This window comes from Clostridia bacterium, assembly GCA_016887505.1.
Classification (GTDB): Bacteria; Bacillota; TC1; order TC1; family UBA5767; genus UBA5767.
On sequence record CP069393.1, the window covers coordinates 2,212,661 to 2,230,333 of the forward strand.

The window sequence follows — 17,673 nt, forward strand, 5'->3', positions numbered from 1 at the left end:
TACATGTCCAAAGCAGATGTAATTGAAATGGAGGGAAAGGTACTAGAATCCCTTCCTAGCGCAATGTTTAAGGTGGAATTAACCAATGGACATCAAATCTTGGCTCATGTTTCTGGGAAAATTAGGGTAAATTTTATCCGTATTCTGCCGGGAGACCGAGTTACGGTTGAGTTGTCGCCATATGACTTGACCAAAGGAAGAATCACCTATCGCTATAAATAGATAAATAAAGAAAAGGAGGGTATCGGAAATGAAAGTAAGACCGTCCGTAAAACCCATCTGTGAGAAATGCAAGATTATTAAAAGAAAAGGCAAAGTAATGGTTATTTGCGAGAATCCTAAGCATAAACAAGTGCAAGGATAATCAGACCCGGGAGCGGCTATCACGAAAGTGAATTCCCGACTGTTCACGATTTTAACGAGAGCCCATAAGGGCTTACTTGCGTTGGAATCATAGATATTTAATAGAAATTATTGGAGGTATAGCTTAATGGCTCGTATTTCTGGAGTTGACTTACCAAGAGAAAAAAGAGTTGAAATCGGACTCACCTATATCTATGGTATTGGTAGAACTACAGCTCAGAAGATTCTGGCAGAAACCGGCATAAATCCGGATACCAGAGTCAAAGATCTGACTGAAGATGAAGTCAGTAAACTGAGAGAGAGTATTTCAAAGAACTTTACAGTTGAAGGGGATCTGAGAAGAGAAGTTCAACTGAACATCAAACGCCTAATTGAGATTGGATCTTACCGCGGAATGCGCCACAGAAGAGGTTTGCCTGTACGCGGACAAAATACCAAGAACAACGCTAGAACCAGAAAAGGTCCTAAGCGTGGCGCGGTTGCGAAGAAGAAGTAAAGGAGGGTAGACTGATATGGCAAAAAGACAAGCCCGTACGAGAAAAAGGGATAAGAAAAACATCGAATACGGTGTTGTGCACATCAAGTCAACTTTCAACAACACACTGGTTACCATTACGGATAAAAGCGGTAACGCAATTTCCTGGGCCAGTGCTGGTGGAATGGGCTTTAGAGGCTCAAGAAAGAGTACTCCTTTTGCTGCACAACAAGCGGCTGAAAAAGCTGCTAAAGCTGCAATGGAACATGGCTTGAAACAAGTAGAGTGTTATGTAAAGGGACCTGGATCCGGCAGAGAAGCTGCCATCAGAGCGATGCAGGTAGCTGGTCTCGAAGTAACGTTGATTAAAGACGTAACTCCCATCCCGCACAATGGATGTAGACCACCCAAACGTAGAAGAGTATAGGAGGTATAGCGCGAATGGCTAGATATACAGGAGCGGTGTGTCGTCAATGTAGAAGAGAAGGTATGAAACTCTATCTAAAAGGCGATCGTTGCTATTCAAACAAGTGCGCCATGGAACGTAGAGCCTATGCCCCAGGTATGCACGGACAAGGTAGAGTAAAAGTAACTGAATACGGTACTCAACTTAGGGCCAAACAGGCTGTAAGAAGAATCTATGGCATTTTGGAAAAACAATTTAGACTGTACTATAAAGAAGCAGAAAGACAAAGAGGCGTAACCGGCTCCAACTTGTTGGTGCTTTTGGAAAGAAGACTGGATAATGTGGTATTCCGCATGGGATTTGCTTCTTCTAGAGCGGAGGCGCGTCAATTAATTAGACATGCTCACTTTGAGCTGAATGGCAAAAAGGTGGATATTTCCTCCATCCTGCTTAAAGCTGGAGATGAAATTCGCGTTCGTGAAAAGAGTGCGAAGTCTGAGAAGTTCGTTGCCCTATCTGAGTTGGCTGCTAGTAAAAAGGCGCCTGAGTGGATGGACGTTAACGCCCAAGACCTCTTTGGCAAAGTAGTAGCTCTGCCGACAAGAGAAGACATCGTGATTCCAGTCGACGAACAGCTGATTGTTGAATTGTATTCAAGATAAGTTGTTGCTTACTTATTTTGAGACCACTGGATCAAAAGGAGGGCATGTATGCTTGAAATTGAAAAACCGGATGTGAGCTATGTCGAAGGAAACGATGAGAAGACCTACGGTAAATTTGTGGTAGAACCTCTTGAAAGAGGTTTCGGAATTACGCTAGGTAATGCTCTTCGTAGACTTCTTTTGTCTTCGCTACCGGGAATCGCTGTCAATTCTATTAAGATCGACGGAGTACTACATGAGTTTTCTACCATCCCAGGGGTTGTCGAGGACACTACAGACATTATCTTGGAAATGAAGGCATTACGCCTTGCAAGCAGTAGTTCTGAGCCGAAAACATTGAGAATTGAAGCAGAGGGTGAAGGCGAGGTTAAAGCAAGAGATATTATTGCGGATCCCGAGATAGAGATTCTCGACCCTGATATGCATATTGCTACTTTAGAGGCTGACGGCAGACTCTTTATGGAAATCAATGTGCGCAGAGGTAGAGGCTACGTCGCCGGTACGAAAAATAAAAAAGAAGAAGATCCTATTGGAACCATTTATGTGGATTCCATTTATTCTCCAGTCACGAAAGTCAACTATACAGTAGGTGACGTACGGGTAGGAGAAAAGACGGACTTTGATCGTTTGACTTTGGAAGTATGGACGGACGGAAGCATCAGTCCCGAAGAAGCTGTAAGCGCAAGCGCTAAGATCTTAGATGATCACCTGCAGTTATTTATGGGATTGTCACAGATAAACTCTGCTGAAGTACCTTTAGTAGAGAAGGAAGAAGAGCAGAAGGATAAGGTTCTCGAACTAACGATTGAAGAACTTGACTTCTCCGTACGTTCCTATAATTGTCTGAAAAGAGCTGGCATTAACACGGTAGAGGAACTGGTTACCAGAACCGAAGCCGATATGATGAAAGTCAGAAACCTTGGAAAGAAATCTCTGGACGAGGTTGGCAACAAATTGGCCGAACTAGGCCTTTCACTTAAGAAGTCAAGCGACGAGTAAGAATTAAGTTCTAAAGAAGGAGGTTAAGGCCATGGGATACCGTAAACTGGGAATGAATACCAGTCACCGTAGGGCTTGTTTGAGAAATCTTGTTACCTCTCTAATTAAAGAAGAGCGTATCGAGACCACTGAGCCTAAGGCCAAGGAAGCGAGAAAGATCGCGGAGAAAATGATTACTCTTGGTAAAAGAGGAGATCTGCACGCGAGAAGACAAGCTTTGGCATATATAACAGAAGAGGGTGTTGTCGCTAAATTATTCGACACAGTAGCCCCCAAATACGCTGAAAGAAATGGCGGATATACTAGGATTATAAAGAAAGGCCATAGACGTGGTGATGCTACGCTGATGGTAATTCTTGAATTGGTAGATTAATGTAAGACTCCCGTAAGGGAGTCTTTTTTTTGCTTTGTTAGTGTAGGGGCAAGGTGAGTATTGCCCGGAGTATGGTCTAGTTGAGAAGCAGAAAGCAGATGACAAGCATGCTGGGCTTGTAAATTGTAACGATACAATTATCCTTCGTGAGAAACTAGGCCCACTGCCCCGCCCTTAATTCTTGCCAGCGTAGAATCTTAGGGGTATTATTGTATAGTTAGAAATCTGCAAATATTTGACGGTTAGAGGATACTATGATAAAAATCGAGAACGTGATACACACATATAAAAAACAAACTGATGATGAGGTCCAGGCACTAGCCGGGATATCTCTTACCATTCATGAGGGGGAGTTCCTTGTGATTATAGGGCATAATGGATCTGGTAAATCAACCTTGGCCAAACATTTGAATAGCTTGCTGATTCCTAGCGAGGGACAGGTGTACATTGACGGACTCTCAAGCACAGAACCAGATAACATTTGGAATATTCGTTCTAAAGTGGGTATGGTTTTTCAAAATCCTGACAATCAGCTGATCGCAACTACGGTAGAAGATGATGTGGCTTTTGGTTGTGAAAACCTGGGTATTGAGTCGGGAGAAATCCGTAAGCGTGTGGATGATGCCTTGGAAACCGTAGGCATGGCTGGCTTTGGCACCAAAGAACCACATTACCTATCTGGTGGTCAGAAACAAAGGGTGGCTATCGCGGGCGTTATCGCTATGCGACCCAAATACCTAGTATTAGATGAGCCTACCGCTATGCTTGACCCTAGAGGCCGTAAAGAGGTCATGGAGACCATTCAACGGTTAAACAAGGATGAGGGGTTGACGATTGTCCATATTACCCACTATATGGAAGAAGCGAGCCATGCTGACCGTGTGGTGGTAATGGAAAATGGTAGGATTGTGACCCAAGGAACACCAAGAGAAATATTCTCCCAGGTACAACTACTCAAATCGTTGCGCATGGACGTTCCCCCGATGACGGAACTAGCATCCAGGTTGAATGATGCAGGTGTGGAAGTGGATAGGACGATTCTCACGGTAGATGAAATGGTGGATGCAATATGTTGATAGAAATGAAGAATATTAGCTATGTGTATAAACCAGGTACTCCCTACGAAACGAAGGCCATCCAAGACATCAGTTTTACGGTGAGTGAAGGAGAATTTATCGGGATTATTGGGCATACTGGTTGTGGTAAATCTACTTTAGTACAACATCTGAATGGTCTCTTGATTCCTAGTGCAGGTGAGATGGTGCTAGATGGAATACACTATTTCAGCAAAGAAAAACCAAATAAGGAACTAAGAAAAAAGGTGGGAATGGTTTTTCAGTATCCCGAAGATCAGCTATTCGAGGAGACCATATTTGAAGATGTGGCCTTTGCTCCTAAAAATTTCAATTTAGGCGATGGAAAGATTGAAGAACTAGTCCAGAATGCCTTGGAGGATGTAGGCCTTTCCTATGAAAAATATAAGGACCGCTCTCCCTTTTCCCTTTCGGGTGGGCAGATGCGTAAGGTGGCTATCGCGGGTGTGCTGGCGGCTCAGCCAAAGATTCTTGTATTGGATGAACCGACAGCTGGATTAGACCCTAAGGGCAGAGAAGAAATATTATCTCGGATCGATATGTTGCGCCAAAAAAGGAATATTACCATTATCTTGGTATCACATAGTATGGATGATATAGCAGCGCATGCCGATAGAGTTTTGGTTATGAATAAGGGTCAAATTGTCCTAGACGATGAACCTAGAAAAGTATTTAAGGAATATAAGATGCTTTATGATATGGGGTTAGATATTCCTTCTGTCACCAAACTCATGCTTAAACTGAAACAAAAAGGCTACGATGTCAATACGGAAATCTTTAGTATAGAAGAAGCAACACAGGAGATTCTTGCAATCAAGGGGGGTGTTTCTCATGTTTAGAGATATCACCATCGGGCAGTATCTTCCAGGAGATAGTTTTATTCATCGCCTAGACCCTAGAACAAAGATCCTGTCGGTACTTTTCTTCATGATAGGCATCTTTGGAGTCAAACATTTATACTCCTACCTATTCATATTGGGATTGACCTTGGCCGTTATTTTGATTGCTAAGATTCCCTTGATTTACCTTTTAAAAGGATTGAAGCCCATCTTTATTATTTTAATATTTACTGTGGGTTTGCATATGTTTTTAACGCCTGGGCGAATTTTACTTGAACTGGGTCCGCTCACAATTACCTATGAAGGAATTATGAAGGCTTCCTTTATGGCCCTACGATTAATCTTTTTGGTGTTATTTGCTAGCTTGCTTACGCTAACCACGGCACCCATGAGTTTAACGGACGGGCTAGAGAAGCTGTTAACGCCCTTTGCAAAGCTAGGCTTACCGGCTCATGAACTGGCCATGATGATGAGTATTGCACTTAGATTCATACCAACCCTGATTGATGAGACGGATAAAATTATGAAGGCGCAAAAAGCAAGAGGTGCTGATTTTGAATCCGGTAATATTTGGCAGAGAGCCAAGGCCATGATTCCCTTGCTGGTACCCTTGTTTGTCAGTGCCTTTAGACGAGCGGATGAACTAGCAATGGCCATGGAAGCACGTTGCTACCGTGGTAGTGAAGGACGTACTCGCATGAAACAATTGGTTTACAGAAAGACAGACCTAATCGTAACGCTGGGGATGGGAACAGCTATGGTTGCGGCCTTTTTCTTTCTATAATAGGGGTGCACATGAGAAAGATTCTTTTGCGTCTGGCGTATGACGGCAGCAATTACTGTGGTTGGCAGATTCAGACAAATGGAAGTCCAAAACCTACCTTACAACAGGTGTTAGAACAAGCCCTAGAGGTGCTATGTAAAGAAAACATACGAGTCATTGCCTCTGGGCGGACGGATAGTGGTGTACATGCAGAAGACCAGCCTGTGATGTTTCGCACGGCGTCTAGTGTACCGACGGATCGCTTTAAGCGAGCCTTAAATGGTTTGCTTCCCAACGATATTTGGGTTTTAGATGCGCGAGAAGTTGACGAGGACTTTCATACAATTGCCAATGCCAAGAAAAAAACCTATCGCTATATGATTCATAATGCGCCTGACCGCGATGTATTTTTAAATGGAAGATGTTTAGAGTATTCTAGGAAGTTGGATTTAGAGGCGATGAAACAAGCTGCGAACTTGTTGGTTGGAAAGCATGATTTTAGGGCTTTTTGTTCCTCCGGTAGTTCCGCCACGACCTTTACTAGGACTATCTATAGGATGGAAATCAGCAAGGTGGGCGACATGGTATATGTTGAAGTGGAAGGAAATGGCTTTCTTTATAACATGGTCCGGATTATTGTTGGTACGCTATTGGCAGTATCGGAAGGACGAGTTAGGAAAGAGCAAATTCAAGAGGCACTAATTTCTGGAGACCGTTCTCTACTGGGTGAAACAGCACCTCCGCAAGGCTTGTACCTGCATAAGGTGGATTATAGGGAATAATCAACGGGTGCGGTTGACAAGTAAGTGCTTATTCAATATAATTAAGTTCGCTGTTTGTAGCGGTTGTATAAACAAGAGCCCCGTTTGTACGATTTCTATAGAAGGTAATTGAAATAAAAGAAATATTATTGGAGGTCAAATCATGAGTACCTTTATGGCAAAGGCACAAGATGTGCAAAGAAAATGGTATATCGTGGACGCTGAAGGCAAAACTTTGGGCCGGTTGGCTACAGAGATTGCTAGCGTACTAAAAGGCAAACACAAGCCTATATATACTCCTCACGTAGACACGGGGGATTTCGTAATTGTAATCAATGCAGAGAAAGTTGTTGTTACTGGTAATAAAGCAAGTCAGAAACTCTATAGAAGACACTCAGGTTATACGGGCGGCTTAAAAGAGATTCCTTACGCAGAGATGCTAACAAAGCATCCTGAGCGTATTATCTCGATTGCAGTTCGTGGTATGATTCCTCACAACAAGCTAGGCAGTGATATGATTAAGAAACTGAAAGTCTATGCCGGCAGTGAGCATCCACATGAAGCTCAGCAACCTGAAGTTTTGGAAATAGGCTAGGAAAGGGGGAGTCAAAATGGCAAACGTAGTTTATTACAGAGGCACGGGACGTCGTAAGGACGCCGTTGCAAGAGTAAGATTGGTACCAGGCGAAGGAAATGTAGTTATCAATAATCGTCCTATGGCTGAGTACTTGGGCAAAAAAACACTGGAAATGATTGTTAAGCAACCTCTCGAACTAACAGAGAATGCATCAAGATTTGATGTAATCGCACAAGTTCACGGCGGTGGCGTAAGAGGACAAGCCGGTGCAGTTAGACTGGGCATCTCCAGGGCTCTTCTAGTAGCAGATGATAAGTTGAGAAAACCTTTGAAAAAAGCTGGTTTCTTGACTAGAGATTCAAGAATGAAAGAAAGAAGAAAGTATGGTTTGAAAAAAGCCAGAAAAGCTTCACAGTTCTCAAAACGTTAAAAATCTACCCGGGATATATTCCCGGGTTTTTTTATGCAAAGATATGACGCAAGGCTCCATTTGTCCTAGTCAGACTTAAATAGGCCAATATACTGGATTCTGATTTGCAGTGGCAGGTTTTGTGTAGAAGCATGTGAAAATTCTAGGAAAAGCCGGTTAAAAGTGAACAAATGCACAAACGGAATTGCATTGACAGTTAAAATGAACTATTTTGCAAGGCGGGGAGTTGGAAAATGGGTCAGACCGTTGCAGGCATTGTGAATGTCATTAATATCTAGGCAAACAATACCAAGTTCTTTAGGGGCTTAGCTATTGAATTTAATGGTCAATGTGATATTATTTTGCATAAGGGCTTTAAATATGCCTATTATTTTGATAGGAAAAGAGGTGATTCCGATTGGCTCTTGAAATGATGAAATCAATCCATCAGGCGGAAGCGGAAGCGGAAGAAATTATCAATCAGGCTGGTGAAGAAACCAGAGAATTGATGAGAAAAGCAGACGAGATAATCGCTGAGATGACGCTGGATTTCACACAACAGGGACAACTCGACGCCAAACAGAAAGATTCGCTAGCCGAAAAGGAAGCATTCGCGGCAATTGAATTATCAAAGGCGGAAAACGAGAAAGTATGCATGGATATCAAAAAGAATGGAGAAAAAAATCTGGATCAGGCCACAAACCTGATTATGGAAAGGATTGTGAATTCACTTGGCCATCATTGATATGAGCAAGGTTGATTTAATCGGCCTAGCAAAAGACAAGGAAAGAATTCTACAAGCTTTTCAAGATACTGGATTTCTTGAAATCGTGGAAATGGAACGTCTAGAAGGAGTGGAGAATGAGGAATGGTTTTCTTCATTGAATTTTAAGACGGCTAACGAAACCATTGAACGATTGGAAAGAGAAATCTCTGAAGTGGAGTTTGCCTTACGCTTCTTAGGTGACCGGGTTGCAACGGAGCAAGAGAAAAAAATTATTGTACGCGCCAGTGATTTGGATGATATATGGGCGGACAAGGATGAAATTTTATCCATTGCTCAGGTCTGTCGTGACTTTGATACTGAAGAAAATGAAATTGACAGTAGACGTCATAGACTACGTAATGAAGTGGACAAGTACATACCTTGGTTGGGCTTGAACTTGTCATTGGAAGACCTTGAAGATACTGCCCATGTCATTGTACGTGCTGGTAGTGTTCCCAAGGCCATGGCTGCAGAGTTTATTGAAACGGTGGCCCAGTATGATTTGGCAGAACTCAAGGATCTGGGAGAAGAAAAAGAAGATGCCTATTTCTTCATCGTATTGCATAAGAGCCTCCGGGATAAAGCCCGTGAAGCCACCAAAAAGTACGATTTTACCCAGGTGAATTTCGGTGATGAAAAAGGTACTCCTGAAGAAATCATTAGAGAACTTGAAAAGAAGATTGAAGAACTCTTTAAACAAAAGACCTTATTACAAGATAGAGCAGAGGAATTGGCAGGCAAACGGCCTCGTCTGATGATGCTGCTAGATGTCTTGCAGATGCATTTGCAACGTGAAAAGGCCGCCAATCAGGCGGTAATCAGTGAAAAGACCTTTGCACTGAAAGGTTGGGTAAAAGATAGCGATAAACAGAAATTGGAAGATCTCATAAAAGAGCAGACTGAATTCTATAAGCTTTCATTTGCTGAACCAGAAGATGACGAACCGTTCCCGGTATATACGGAAAATGTAGTTCCGGTTTCACCCTATGAAATGGTTACCAATCTATATAGTGTTCCAGCTTCGAATAGTATTGACCCCAACAATGTGGTAGCACCATTCCATGCATTGTTTTTGGGCTTGATGATGGGTGACGTCGGATATGGCCTACTCATGTCGATTGGTGGATTCTTATTTAAGAAAAAAGCGACAGGCGGTGCAAAAAAACTCGGCGGCGTCATAATGTATGGTGGCATTGCCAGTATTATCTGGGGTGTGTTGTTGGGTAGCTATTTTGGAGATATGGGAACACGTTTAGGCGTCAAACCCTTGCTTCTAAATCCCATGGACAAACCCGTTAATATGTTGGCAATTTGCTTGGGAATTGGTTTTATCCATGTCCTAGTCGGTATGGGTGTGAAAGCCTATATGCTCATTAAAGAGAAAAAATACTTTGATGCGCTGTTTGACGTTGGATTCTGGTACTTGCTATTGCTTGGTTTACCCATGATGGCAATTTTTTCCTGGGGCAAGTATTTGGCGATCGCAGGAGCGCTTGGCCTACTTTTAACAGCAGGTCGAGAGAAAAAGAATATTTTCGGCAAGATACTAGGTGGGCTAGGTAGTTTGTATGGTATTACTGGTTATCTAAGTGATGTCCTATCTTACTCACGATTGTTCGCCTTGCTATTATCGTCCGCGGTTGTAGCCATGGTTTTCAATCAAATTGCGATTATGGTGGGCACCAATGTCGTTGGATATTTTTTTGCGGCAATCGTTTTTGTTCTAGGCCATGCGTTTAATCTGTTTATTGGCGGACTGGGTGCCTTCGTGCATGGCAGCCGGCTAATCTATGTTGAATTTTTCAGCAAGTTTTTCATGGGCGGTGGTCATGCATTCGAGCCGTTGCATAAGGAACCAAAATATATTTCATTTGAAAAAGAGGAGGCAAAATAAAATGTTTTTAACTGGACAAGTTCTTGCAATTTTAGGAGTAGCTCTAGCCGTAATTCTACCAGGAATCGGCTCTTCAATGGGTGTTAAGAATGCTGGTGAAGCTGGTGCAGGCGTTGTAACCGAGGACCCAGATAAGTTTGGTCAGGTTCTGATTCTTGAATTGCTCCCAGGTACCCAAGGTATCTATGGTCTCTTGGTAGGTTTTATCATCATGACCAAGATCAATGTGTTTGGTGGTATGGACCCGGTAACCGTATCGGAAGGTATGCTCTATCTTACAGGTTCCCTACCGATTGCATTTGTTGGACTAATTTCTGCTATACAACAAGGTAAAGTATCCACTGCCGGTGTTAGTGTAATCGCCAAACGACCTAAAGAAGTCGGAAAAGCCATGATTCTATCGGCTATGGTTGAAACATACGCTGTATTGGCCTTGCTTGCTTCCTTCCTAGTTGTATACTTCATCTAAGGGTAAATATAATGAGTAATAGCCTGAAAGCAATAGAAAGTGAAATTTTACGGGATGCTAGGGCTGAAGCCGATAAACAAATCCAACTGGCCAATGCGCGCGCAGAAGAGAAGATAGCGGCCAAAAGAAAAGAGCTTGAAAAGGAGCTTGCACTTCGCAAGGAGTATAATTCGGAAGAAGCTGCCAAAAAGAAGGCACGTATGCTTACGGGCGCTGCCTTGGAAGAACGCAAAATGCGCTTGGCTGCCAAACAAGAAACCATTGATTTGGCCTTCTCTAATGTGATTGAAGCGTTTGAGGAAATGGATAAAGATAGATATGGTAAGTGGCTATCCGACCTCATATTGGCTTATGCGGAAACAGGAGAAGAAAGAGTCCTAGTATCTGAAGGAGATAAGGATTTAGTGGATGAAGCCTTTTTGAAAAAGGTTAATCAGAAACTCGAAGAACAAGGCAAGGTTGGAAAGCTTAGATTGGTTGAAGAAGCCGGAGAGTTCGCTAAGGGTTTTGTACTTCAGGGAGAACTTTCTGAGATTAACTGCAATCTAGATGCTTTGGTTAAGGCAGTGCGCAAATCATTGGAAGCAGAAGTCGCTAGTGTCTTATTCAGTTAGATTGGTAGAAAGAGAGGTATGCCCATGGCTCAACCTAGCAACACCTATAGCGTGGCGAGAATTCATGCGCTAGAGTCACAATTGATGGACAAAATGAAAATTGAGCGAATGGTAGAGGCTGCTTCTGCCGAGGATGCACTGAAAATACTGGGAGAAAGCGGAGAATATGGAGCCGCAATGTCAGATTTACAGGGCCCTTGGGAATATGAAAAGGTTCTGGAAGCTGAGTTGAAATCTCTGAAGGAACTGCTTGAGAAGATTTCCCCAAACCTGGCAGTCAGCAACTTATTTTTCATGCACCATGATGTTAACAATGTCAAGGTGATGATTAAAGCAAAAACGCTTGGTCGTGAATTTCCGGAGTTTATTTCTCCCTTTGGTGCCATAGATTTGGTGGTATTCAACCAAGCATTCAAGGATGATGATTTTGCCGCTTTGCCGGCATATCTACAAGAGGCCATTTACGATGTTCGTTCGGAAATGGATGAAAAAGTTGATCCCCAAAAAATGGATGTGATTTTAGACCGGGCTATGTATGCGGAGATTCTACGAATTGCCAAGAAAGAAAAGATGCCTGCAATTATGAATTATTTTCGCAAAGAGATTGATTGGATTAATATCTTATCTTTTTTTAGAACCAATAGGGCTGGCTTCGGTTCTCATTACTTTTCCGGAGTATATATACCGGGAGGTACTATCAATGAACGTTCCTTTTGGAAGGGAATTGATGAAAATATGGATTTAGAGCTAGATGTCTTATCCGGCACAGAATACCGCGACATGTTTGCGGAGTCATTAGCCCTCTATAGGGATAGCGGTAATCTCAGTATTTTGGAACGAAACATTCAAAATAGGATGCTGGAGGAAATCAAGCGCTTGTCCCAAAATAACTATTCGGGTATAGAACCAGTTCTTGGCTATTTACTTGCGAAAGAATACGAAGCCAAGGCTGTCCGACTCATCATGGTAGGCAAATTAAACGGACTGCCAAAAGAGGTTATCAAGGAAAGGTTGCGTGAGTGCTATGCATAAAATCGGAGTAGTAGGTGAAAGAGATGCCATCTTGGGATTTAAGTCCCTAGGATTAGATGTGTTTGCCGCATACGAAGAAGAAGAAATTTCGAATACACTCAACACCTTGGCCAGAAATGACTATGCGGTAATATTTATTACTGAGGAAACGGCCATGAAAGCCAAAGAGACGATTGACAAATATACAAGCAGGCCTTTTCCAGCCATTATTTTGATTCCGGGAGCCAAAGGTTCAACCGGCATAGGTATGATGGCAATCAAGGAAAGCGTAGAGAAGGCCATCGGAACAGATATTCTGTTCAAGGAAGACTAAATCTGTCAGAAAGAGAGGAGAGTCCCTTGCAAGGTAGGATTGAAAAAGTATCCGGACCGTTGGTAGTAGCCAGCGGAATGGCCGATGCAAAAATGTACGACGTAGTTCGAGTAAGCGATAAACGTTTGATTGGTGAAATTATCGAAATGCGTGGTGACAAAGCATCGATTCAGGTATATGAAGAAACAGCTGGGCTTGGACCTGGGGAAATGGTGGAATCAACGGGAGAACCGCTCAGTGTTGAGTTGGGCCCAGGATTGATTGAAGCCATCTACGACGGCATTCAAAGACCCTTGACTGAAATTAGAGAAAAAGTTGGTGACCGCATCACACGTGGTGTGGAAGTAAGTCCTTTGAACACTGAAAAGAAATGGGCGTTTAAACCCGTTAAAAAAGAAGGCGACGTGGTTATTCCAGGTGATATTATCGGAACCGTCCAAGAAACACTCAGTGTAGAGCATCGTATCATGGTACCCGTGGGTACGGAAGGTACGATTGAGGCAATTTTTGAAGGAGACTTTACCATTGTTGAGCCGGTTTGCCGGGTAAGAACGGAAAGCGGCGAAGTGAAAGACGTAATTATGCGTCAAAAAACGCCTGTACGGATTGGAAGACAATACAAGAAAAAACTTTCTCCGGAAGTTCCGATGGTTACTGGACAACGGGTTATCGATACATTTTTCCCCGTATCCAAAGGTGGTACCGCTGCTGTTCCTGGACCGTTTGGATCCGGAAAGACGGTGGTACAGCATCAGTTGGCAAAATGGGCTGATGCCGATATTATCGTATACGTTGGCTGTGGCGAGCGTGGCAATGAGATGACCGATGTTTTGATGGAATTCCCAGAGTTGAAAGACCCCAAAACTGGCGAGGCCTTGATGAAACGTACAGTTTTGATTGCCAATACCTCGGACATGCCTGTGGCTGCTCGTGAAGCTTCGATCTACACAGGGATTACCATTGCTGAATATTTCCGTGATATGGGATACTCTGTAGCGATTATGGCGGATTCTACTTCACGTTGGGCAGAAGCATTGCGTGAGATGTCTGGCCGTCTTGAAGAAATGCCTGGTGAGGAAGGCTACCCAGCCTATTTATCCTCCCGTTTGGCGGAGTTCTATGAGCGTGCAGGACGTGTTCTATGCTTAGGCTCAGACGAGCGTGAGGCAGCTATTACGGCCATTGGAGCCGTATCTCCTCCAGGTGGTGATATTTCGGAGCCGGTATCGCAAGGAACACTGCGAATCGTAAAAGTGTTCTGGGGCTTGGATTCAGCGCTTGCGTACAGAAGACACTTTCCAGCCATTAACTGGTTGAACAGCTACTCTTTGTATACCAATCGCCTAGCTAAGGCGATGGGGGATGCAACGCATGAAGATTGGAATGACAAACGACGCGAAGCAATGAGCCTTTTGCAAAAAGAAGCTGAGTTGGAAGAAATTGTCCGTTTGGTTGGTGTTGATGCCCTGTCGTTAACTGACCGCTTGGTAATGGAAACGGCACGTTCGATTCGTGAAGACTATTTGCACCAAAATGCATTCCATGAGGTAGATACCTTTACTAGTTTAGAAAAACAATACAAGATGATGAGTCTAATCTTAAGCTTCCACAATGAGGCTACCAATGCTTTTAGGGAAGGTGCTGAGTTTGAGGATCTACTCAAGTTGCCAGTTCGTGAAAAAATTGGCCGTGCCAAGTATGTACACGAGGAGCGGATTGAAGAGCTAGATGATTTGATTCAGGAAATCAAGAATGAAGTAGCAGAACTAATTCCGAAAGGGGATCTGCCGTATGCTTAAAGAATATAAGTCAATTAGAGAAGTAGTAGGCCCCTTGATGCTAGTTGATGGTGTCGACGGTGTTAAATATTATGAGCTAGTGGAAATTGAACAGAAAAATGGTGAAATTCGTCAGGGACGAGTATTGGAAGTAAATGGCGATAAAGCGATGATTCAGTTGTTTGAGGGATCGCAAGGATTGCAAATTTCTAGTTCCAAATGTCGTTTTCTTGGACATGGTATCGAGTTAGCCGTATCAGAAGATATGTTGGGTAGAGTATTCTCAGGACTGGGTGTGCCGATTGATGGTGGCCCGGACATTATTGCGGAGGAAAGACTAGATATTAATGGAGAACCATTGAATCCAGCTTCTAGAGACTATCCATCTGAGTTTATTCAGACTGGTATTTCAGCCATTGATGGATTGAATACCTTGGTGCGCGGACAAAAACTTCCCGTATTTTCAGGAAGTGGTTTGCCTCACGCTCAATTGGCTGCGCAGATTGCGCGTCAAGCGAAGGTTTTGGGCTCAGACAGTAAGTTCGCTGTAGTATTTGGCGCCATCGGAATTACGTATGAAGAAGCAGAATTTTTTATTTCTGATTTTCGTAAGACCGGTGCCATCGAGCGTACAGTGCTATTTATGAACCTGGCAAATGACCCAGCTATTGAACGTATCGCGACTCCCCGTATGGCTCTAACCGCAGCTGAATATCTGGCGTATGAAAAGGGTATGCATGTCTTGGTAATCCTAACAGATATCACCAACTATGCTGAAGCTCTGCGTGAAGTATCGGCAGCGAGAAAAGAAGTACCAGGTCGTCGTGGCTATCCAGGTTATCTATATACTGACTTGGCAACCATGTACGAGCGTGCAGGTAGAATTAAAGGCAAGGAAGGTTCTATTACCCAGATTCCTATTTTGACCATGCCGGAGGATGACAAGACTCATCCCATTCCTGATTTGACTGGTTACATCACAGAAGGACAGATTATTCTATCTAGAGAATTGCACCGTTCTGGTATTGAACCGCCTATCAACGTGTTACCTTCCTTGTCTCGTTTGAAGGATAAAGGAATTGGTAAAGATAAGACCAGAGAAGACCATGCAGATACCATGAACCAGTTGTTTGCGGCGTATGCACGTGGTAAGGAAGCCAAGGAATTGGCTGTTATTCTGGGGGAAGGCGCCCTGTCTGATACCGACAAGCTGTTTGCAAAGTTTGCGGATGAATTCGAGAAACAATATGTGTCCCAGGGCTATGAAACCAATCGTAGCATTGAAGACACCTTATCTTTGGGATGGAAGTTGCTAGATATCTTGCCTAAAAATGAACTTAAGAGGATTCGCGAGGAATACATCGAGAAATATCTGCCGTCTTTGAACGGCAAAGGAGATGAATAACCTATGGCTCAATTGTTGAATGTAAGTCCAACAAGAATGGAGCTATCGCGCATCAAGGGCCGTGTTAAGGTTGCCCGCAGAGGTCATAAACTCTTGAAGGATAAGAGAGATGAGATGGTACGTCAGTTTCTAGAGCTGGTTAAGGAAAATCGGGCTCTTCGGGAACAGGTCGAAGTGAAGATTGCGGCTGCTTTACAGAGCTTTGTGCTCACACGGGCGGTTACTCCGGAACAAGAACTGGAGGAAGCCATTATGGTCCCGACTAGAAGTGTGGAATTGGAAGTAGGGAAAAAGAACATTATGAGCGTGTACTGTCCGGTTATTCACTACCGGGAAGTGTTCGACAAGGATGTTTCACCCTACCCCTACAGTTTTTCTAGCACTTCAGAACAGTTAGATGGCGCGATTCAGAATCTGTCGGGTATTTTACCGGCTATGTTGGATTTGGCTGAAAAAGAGAAGTCTTGTCAATTGCTTGCTGATGAGATTGAGAAAACAAGAAGGCGTGTTAATGCGCTGGAATACGTTATGATTCCGCAAATGGAAGAAACCATTCGCTATATCACGATGAAGCTGGATGAGGATGAAAGAGGCTCAAGAATTCGTCTGATGAAGGTGAAGGACATGATTGCTGAGCGGGAACGTAAGGAAATACTAGCTAAACGTGCATTAGAAGAATTAGAAGTATAAGTAAATATTTAAGGAACTCTGAGATTCAGGGTTCCTTTTTTTTAGAAAAAAAGCGGATCTTCTTTTATCTATGGCAAAGGTCTGATACAATGATATGGAAAAAGTTTTCACGAGAGAAGAGGTGCTGGAAATGAATTACAAAGATGATTTGGGATTGCAACCAAGGATCCGGAGCAGTTATATGCGCTTGCACCCTGCTGAAAAAAAGATAGCAGACTATATCTTGGAAAATGAGACCACTTCTACGATAGATATTGATACCTTGGCCAACAAAACGCAGACAAGTAAGGCCAGTGTAAGCCGATTCTGTCGGCGCTTAGGCTATGGCGGATTCAAGGAGTTCAGCCTCCATCTAGCCCAAGAAAATATTGCGAAATCCAAAACGGATGAAGCGGTCGGTCTAATACGAAAGACCATGTACGCCAACGCCCAAGCCTGCCTCGATACCCAGTATCTTTTGGATGAACAGCAAATTGAGAAAATTGCTGGAAGCATTGCGCAGGCCAGCCGGATTTTTCTAGTTGGTTCCTCTGCGGTTGCGCCCATAATCCTTGATTTCTCTCAGAAGATGCTTCGTTTGGGTATTGTATGCCACTATGACCAAGCAAGACGCATTCAGAAGATGCAGGCGGCCGTCTCCGGGCCTTTAGATTTGGTCATAGCCTTTGACCTTTCCGGAGAAGCAAAGGGCACCATAGAGGCTGTTAGCATAGCTAAAAAGATGGGAGCGCAGATTATTACGATTTGCTGCGGCATTGGATCTTCACTTAGTGAGCTATCTAGTATTCACATATATGGTGTGGGCCAAAAAATGGGCAATTATGTTACCGGCACTGGGGAAACAAGGATTTCCCTATTGAATATTGTCGATGTCATATTCTATAGACTTATGGAGATCATGCCAGCTGATAAAAGAGATGAAATGCTGAACAAGACCAAGGATATAATCCTTGAAGATTGGAACTGATGCACGTTTAGAAAAAAGGAGGAA

Annotated in this window: 23 protein-coding genes; all 23 read left to right on the top strand. The window is 43.3% G+C overall.

The window, feature by feature from the left end:
* Window positions 1-3: 3 nt before the first annotated feature.
* The 23 genes from infA (at window position 4) to JR334_10650 (ending at window position 17,649) form a co-directional block, all read left to right on the top strand.
* Entirely contained in the window at window positions 4-222 is a 219-nt protein-coding gene (gene infA / locus JR334_10540) for a translation initiation factor IF-1 (GenBank protein ID QRN85369.1), read from the top strand.
* Window positions 223-250: 28 nt separating this feature from the next.
* Complete coding sequence (gene rpmJ, locus JR334_10545; GenBank protein ID QRN85370.1) at window positions 251-364, top strand: 50S ribosomal protein L36; 114 nt, start codon at window positions 251-253, stop codon at window positions 362-364.
* 126 nt (window positions 365-490) lie between these two features.
* A complete protein-coding gene (gene rpsM / locus JR334_10550) occupies window positions 491-859 on the top strand; it encodes a 30S ribosomal protein S13 (GenBank protein ID QRN85371.1) in 369 nt (122 codons plus the stop codon).
* A 16-nt stretch (window positions 860-875) separates the two neighbouring features.
* The gene (rpsK, locus tag JR334_10555; protein ID QRN85372.1) at window positions 876-1,265 is read left to right on the top strand and encodes a 30S ribosomal protein S11; all 390 of its coding nucleotides are present in this window, start codon (window positions 876-878) and stop codon (window positions 1,263-1,265) included.
* A 14-nt stretch (window positions 1,266-1,279) separates the two neighbouring features.
* Window positions 1,280-1,906, top strand: coding sequence for a 30S ribosomal protein S4 (rpsD, locus tag JR334_10560; protein QRN85373.1), 627 nt, complete (start codon window positions 1,280-1,282; stop codon window positions 1,904-1,906).
* A gap of 48 nt (window positions 1,907-1,954) precedes the next feature.
* Complete coding sequence (locus JR334_10565) at window positions 1,955-2,905, top strand: DNA-directed RNA polymerase subunit alpha (GenBank protein QRN85374.1); 951 nt, start codon at window positions 1,955-1,957, stop codon at window positions 2,903-2,905.
* 31 nt (window positions 2,906-2,936) lie between these two features.
* Complete coding sequence (rplQ, locus tag JR334_10570) at window positions 2,937-3,278, top strand: 50S ribosomal protein L17 (protein QRN85375.1); 342 nt, start codon at window positions 2,937-2,939, stop codon at window positions 3,276-3,278.
* A gap of 254 nt (window positions 3,279-3,532) precedes the next feature.
* Window positions 3,533-4,354, top strand: coding sequence for an energy-coupling factor transporter ATPase (locus JR334_10575; protein QRN85376.1), 822 nt, complete (start codon window positions 3,533-3,535; stop codon window positions 4,352-4,354).
* A complete protein-coding gene (locus tag JR334_10580) occupies window positions 4,348-5,211 on the top strand; it encodes an energy-coupling factor transporter ATPase (protein QRN85377.1) in 864 nt (287 codons plus the stop codon). The genes JR334_10575 and JR334_10580 overlap by 7 nt, the downstream gene beginning before the upstream one ends.
* Window positions 5,204-5,995, top strand: coding sequence for an energy-coupling factor transporter transmembrane protein EcfT (locus tag JR334_10585; protein QRN85378.1), 792 nt, complete (start codon window positions 5,204-5,206; stop codon window positions 5,993-5,995). Before JR334_10580 ends, JR334_10585 begins: the two co-directional genes overlap by 8 nt.
* Window positions 5,996-6,006: 11 nt before the next feature.
* Window positions 6,007-6,756, top strand: coding sequence for a tRNA pseudouridine(38-40) synthase TruA (gene truA / locus JR334_10590; protein ID QRN85379.1), 750 nt, complete (start codon window positions 6,007-6,009; stop codon window positions 6,754-6,756).
* Window positions 6,757-6,895: 139 nt separating this feature from the next.
* A complete protein-coding gene (rplM, locus tag JR334_10595; protein ID QRN86922.1) occupies window positions 6,896-7,330 on the top strand; it encodes a 50S ribosomal protein L13 in 435 nt (144 codons plus the stop codon).
* 16 nt (window positions 7,331-7,346) lie between these two features.
* Window positions 7,347-7,742 carry a 30S ribosomal protein S9 gene (gene rpsI, locus JR334_10600; protein ID QRN85380.1) on the top strand — a complete coding sequence of 132 codons (396 nt, stop codon included), beginning with the start codon at window positions 7,347-7,349 and terminating at the stop codon, window positions 7,740-7,742.
* Window positions 7,743-8,151: 409 nt separating this feature from the next.
* A complete protein-coding gene (locus JR334_10605) occupies window positions 8,152-8,466 on the top strand; it encodes a hypothetical protein (protein QRN85381.1) in 315 nt (104 codons plus the stop codon).
* A gap of 1 nt (window position 8,467) precedes the next feature.
* Window positions 8,468-10,381, top strand: a complete 1,914-nt coding sequence (locus tag JR334_10610; protein ID QRN85382.1) for a V-type ATP synthase subunit I — start codon at window positions 8,468-8,470, stop codon at window positions 10,379-10,381.
* A gap of 1 nt (window position 10,382) precedes the next feature.
* A complete protein-coding gene (locus JR334_10615) occupies window positions 10,383-10,850 on the top strand; it encodes a V-type ATP synthase subunit K (protein QRN85383.1) in 468 nt (155 codons plus the stop codon).
* An 11-nt stretch (window positions 10,851-10,861) separates the two neighbouring features.
* Window positions 10,862-11,464, top strand: coding sequence for a V-type ATP synthase subunit E (locus JR334_10620; GenBank protein QRN85384.1), 603 nt, complete (start codon window positions 10,862-10,864; stop codon window positions 11,462-11,464).
* 24 nt (window positions 11,465-11,488) lie between these two features.
* Window positions 11,489-12,496: a V-type ATP synthase subunit C gene (locus JR334_10625; GenBank protein QRN85385.1), complete on the top strand. Its 1,008-nt coding sequence runs from the start codon at window positions 11,489-11,491 to the stop codon at window positions 12,494-12,496.
* Entirely contained in the window at window positions 12,489-12,809 is a 321-nt protein-coding gene (locus JR334_10630) for a V-type ATP synthase subunit F (GenBank protein QRN85386.1), read from the top strand. The genes JR334_10625 and JR334_10630 overlap by 8 nt, the downstream gene beginning before the upstream one ends.
* A gap of 26 nt (window positions 12,810-12,835) precedes the next feature.
* Complete coding sequence (locus JR334_10635; GenBank protein ID QRN85387.1) at window positions 12,836-14,608, top strand: V-type ATP synthase subunit A; 1,773 nt, start codon at window positions 12,836-12,838, stop codon at window positions 14,606-14,608.
* Window positions 14,601-15,992 carry a V-type ATP synthase subunit B gene (locus JR334_10640; protein QRN85388.1) on the top strand — a complete coding sequence of 464 codons (1,392 nt, stop codon included), beginning with the start codon at window positions 14,601-14,603 and terminating at the stop codon, window positions 15,990-15,992. The genes JR334_10635 and JR334_10640 overlap by 8 nt, the downstream gene beginning before the upstream one ends.
* A gap of 3 nt (window positions 15,993-15,995) precedes the next feature.
* Window positions 15,996-16,682, top strand: coding sequence for a V-type ATP synthase subunit D (locus JR334_10645; GenBank protein QRN85389.1), 687 nt, complete (start codon window positions 15,996-15,998; stop codon window positions 16,680-16,682).
* Between the two features lie 130 nt (window positions 16,683-16,812).
* Complete coding sequence (locus JR334_10650; protein ID QRN85390.1) at window positions 16,813-17,649, top strand: MurR/RpiR family transcriptional regulator; 837 nt, start codon at window positions 16,813-16,815, stop codon at window positions 17,647-17,649.
* Window positions 17,650-17,673: the final 24 nt, after the last annotated feature.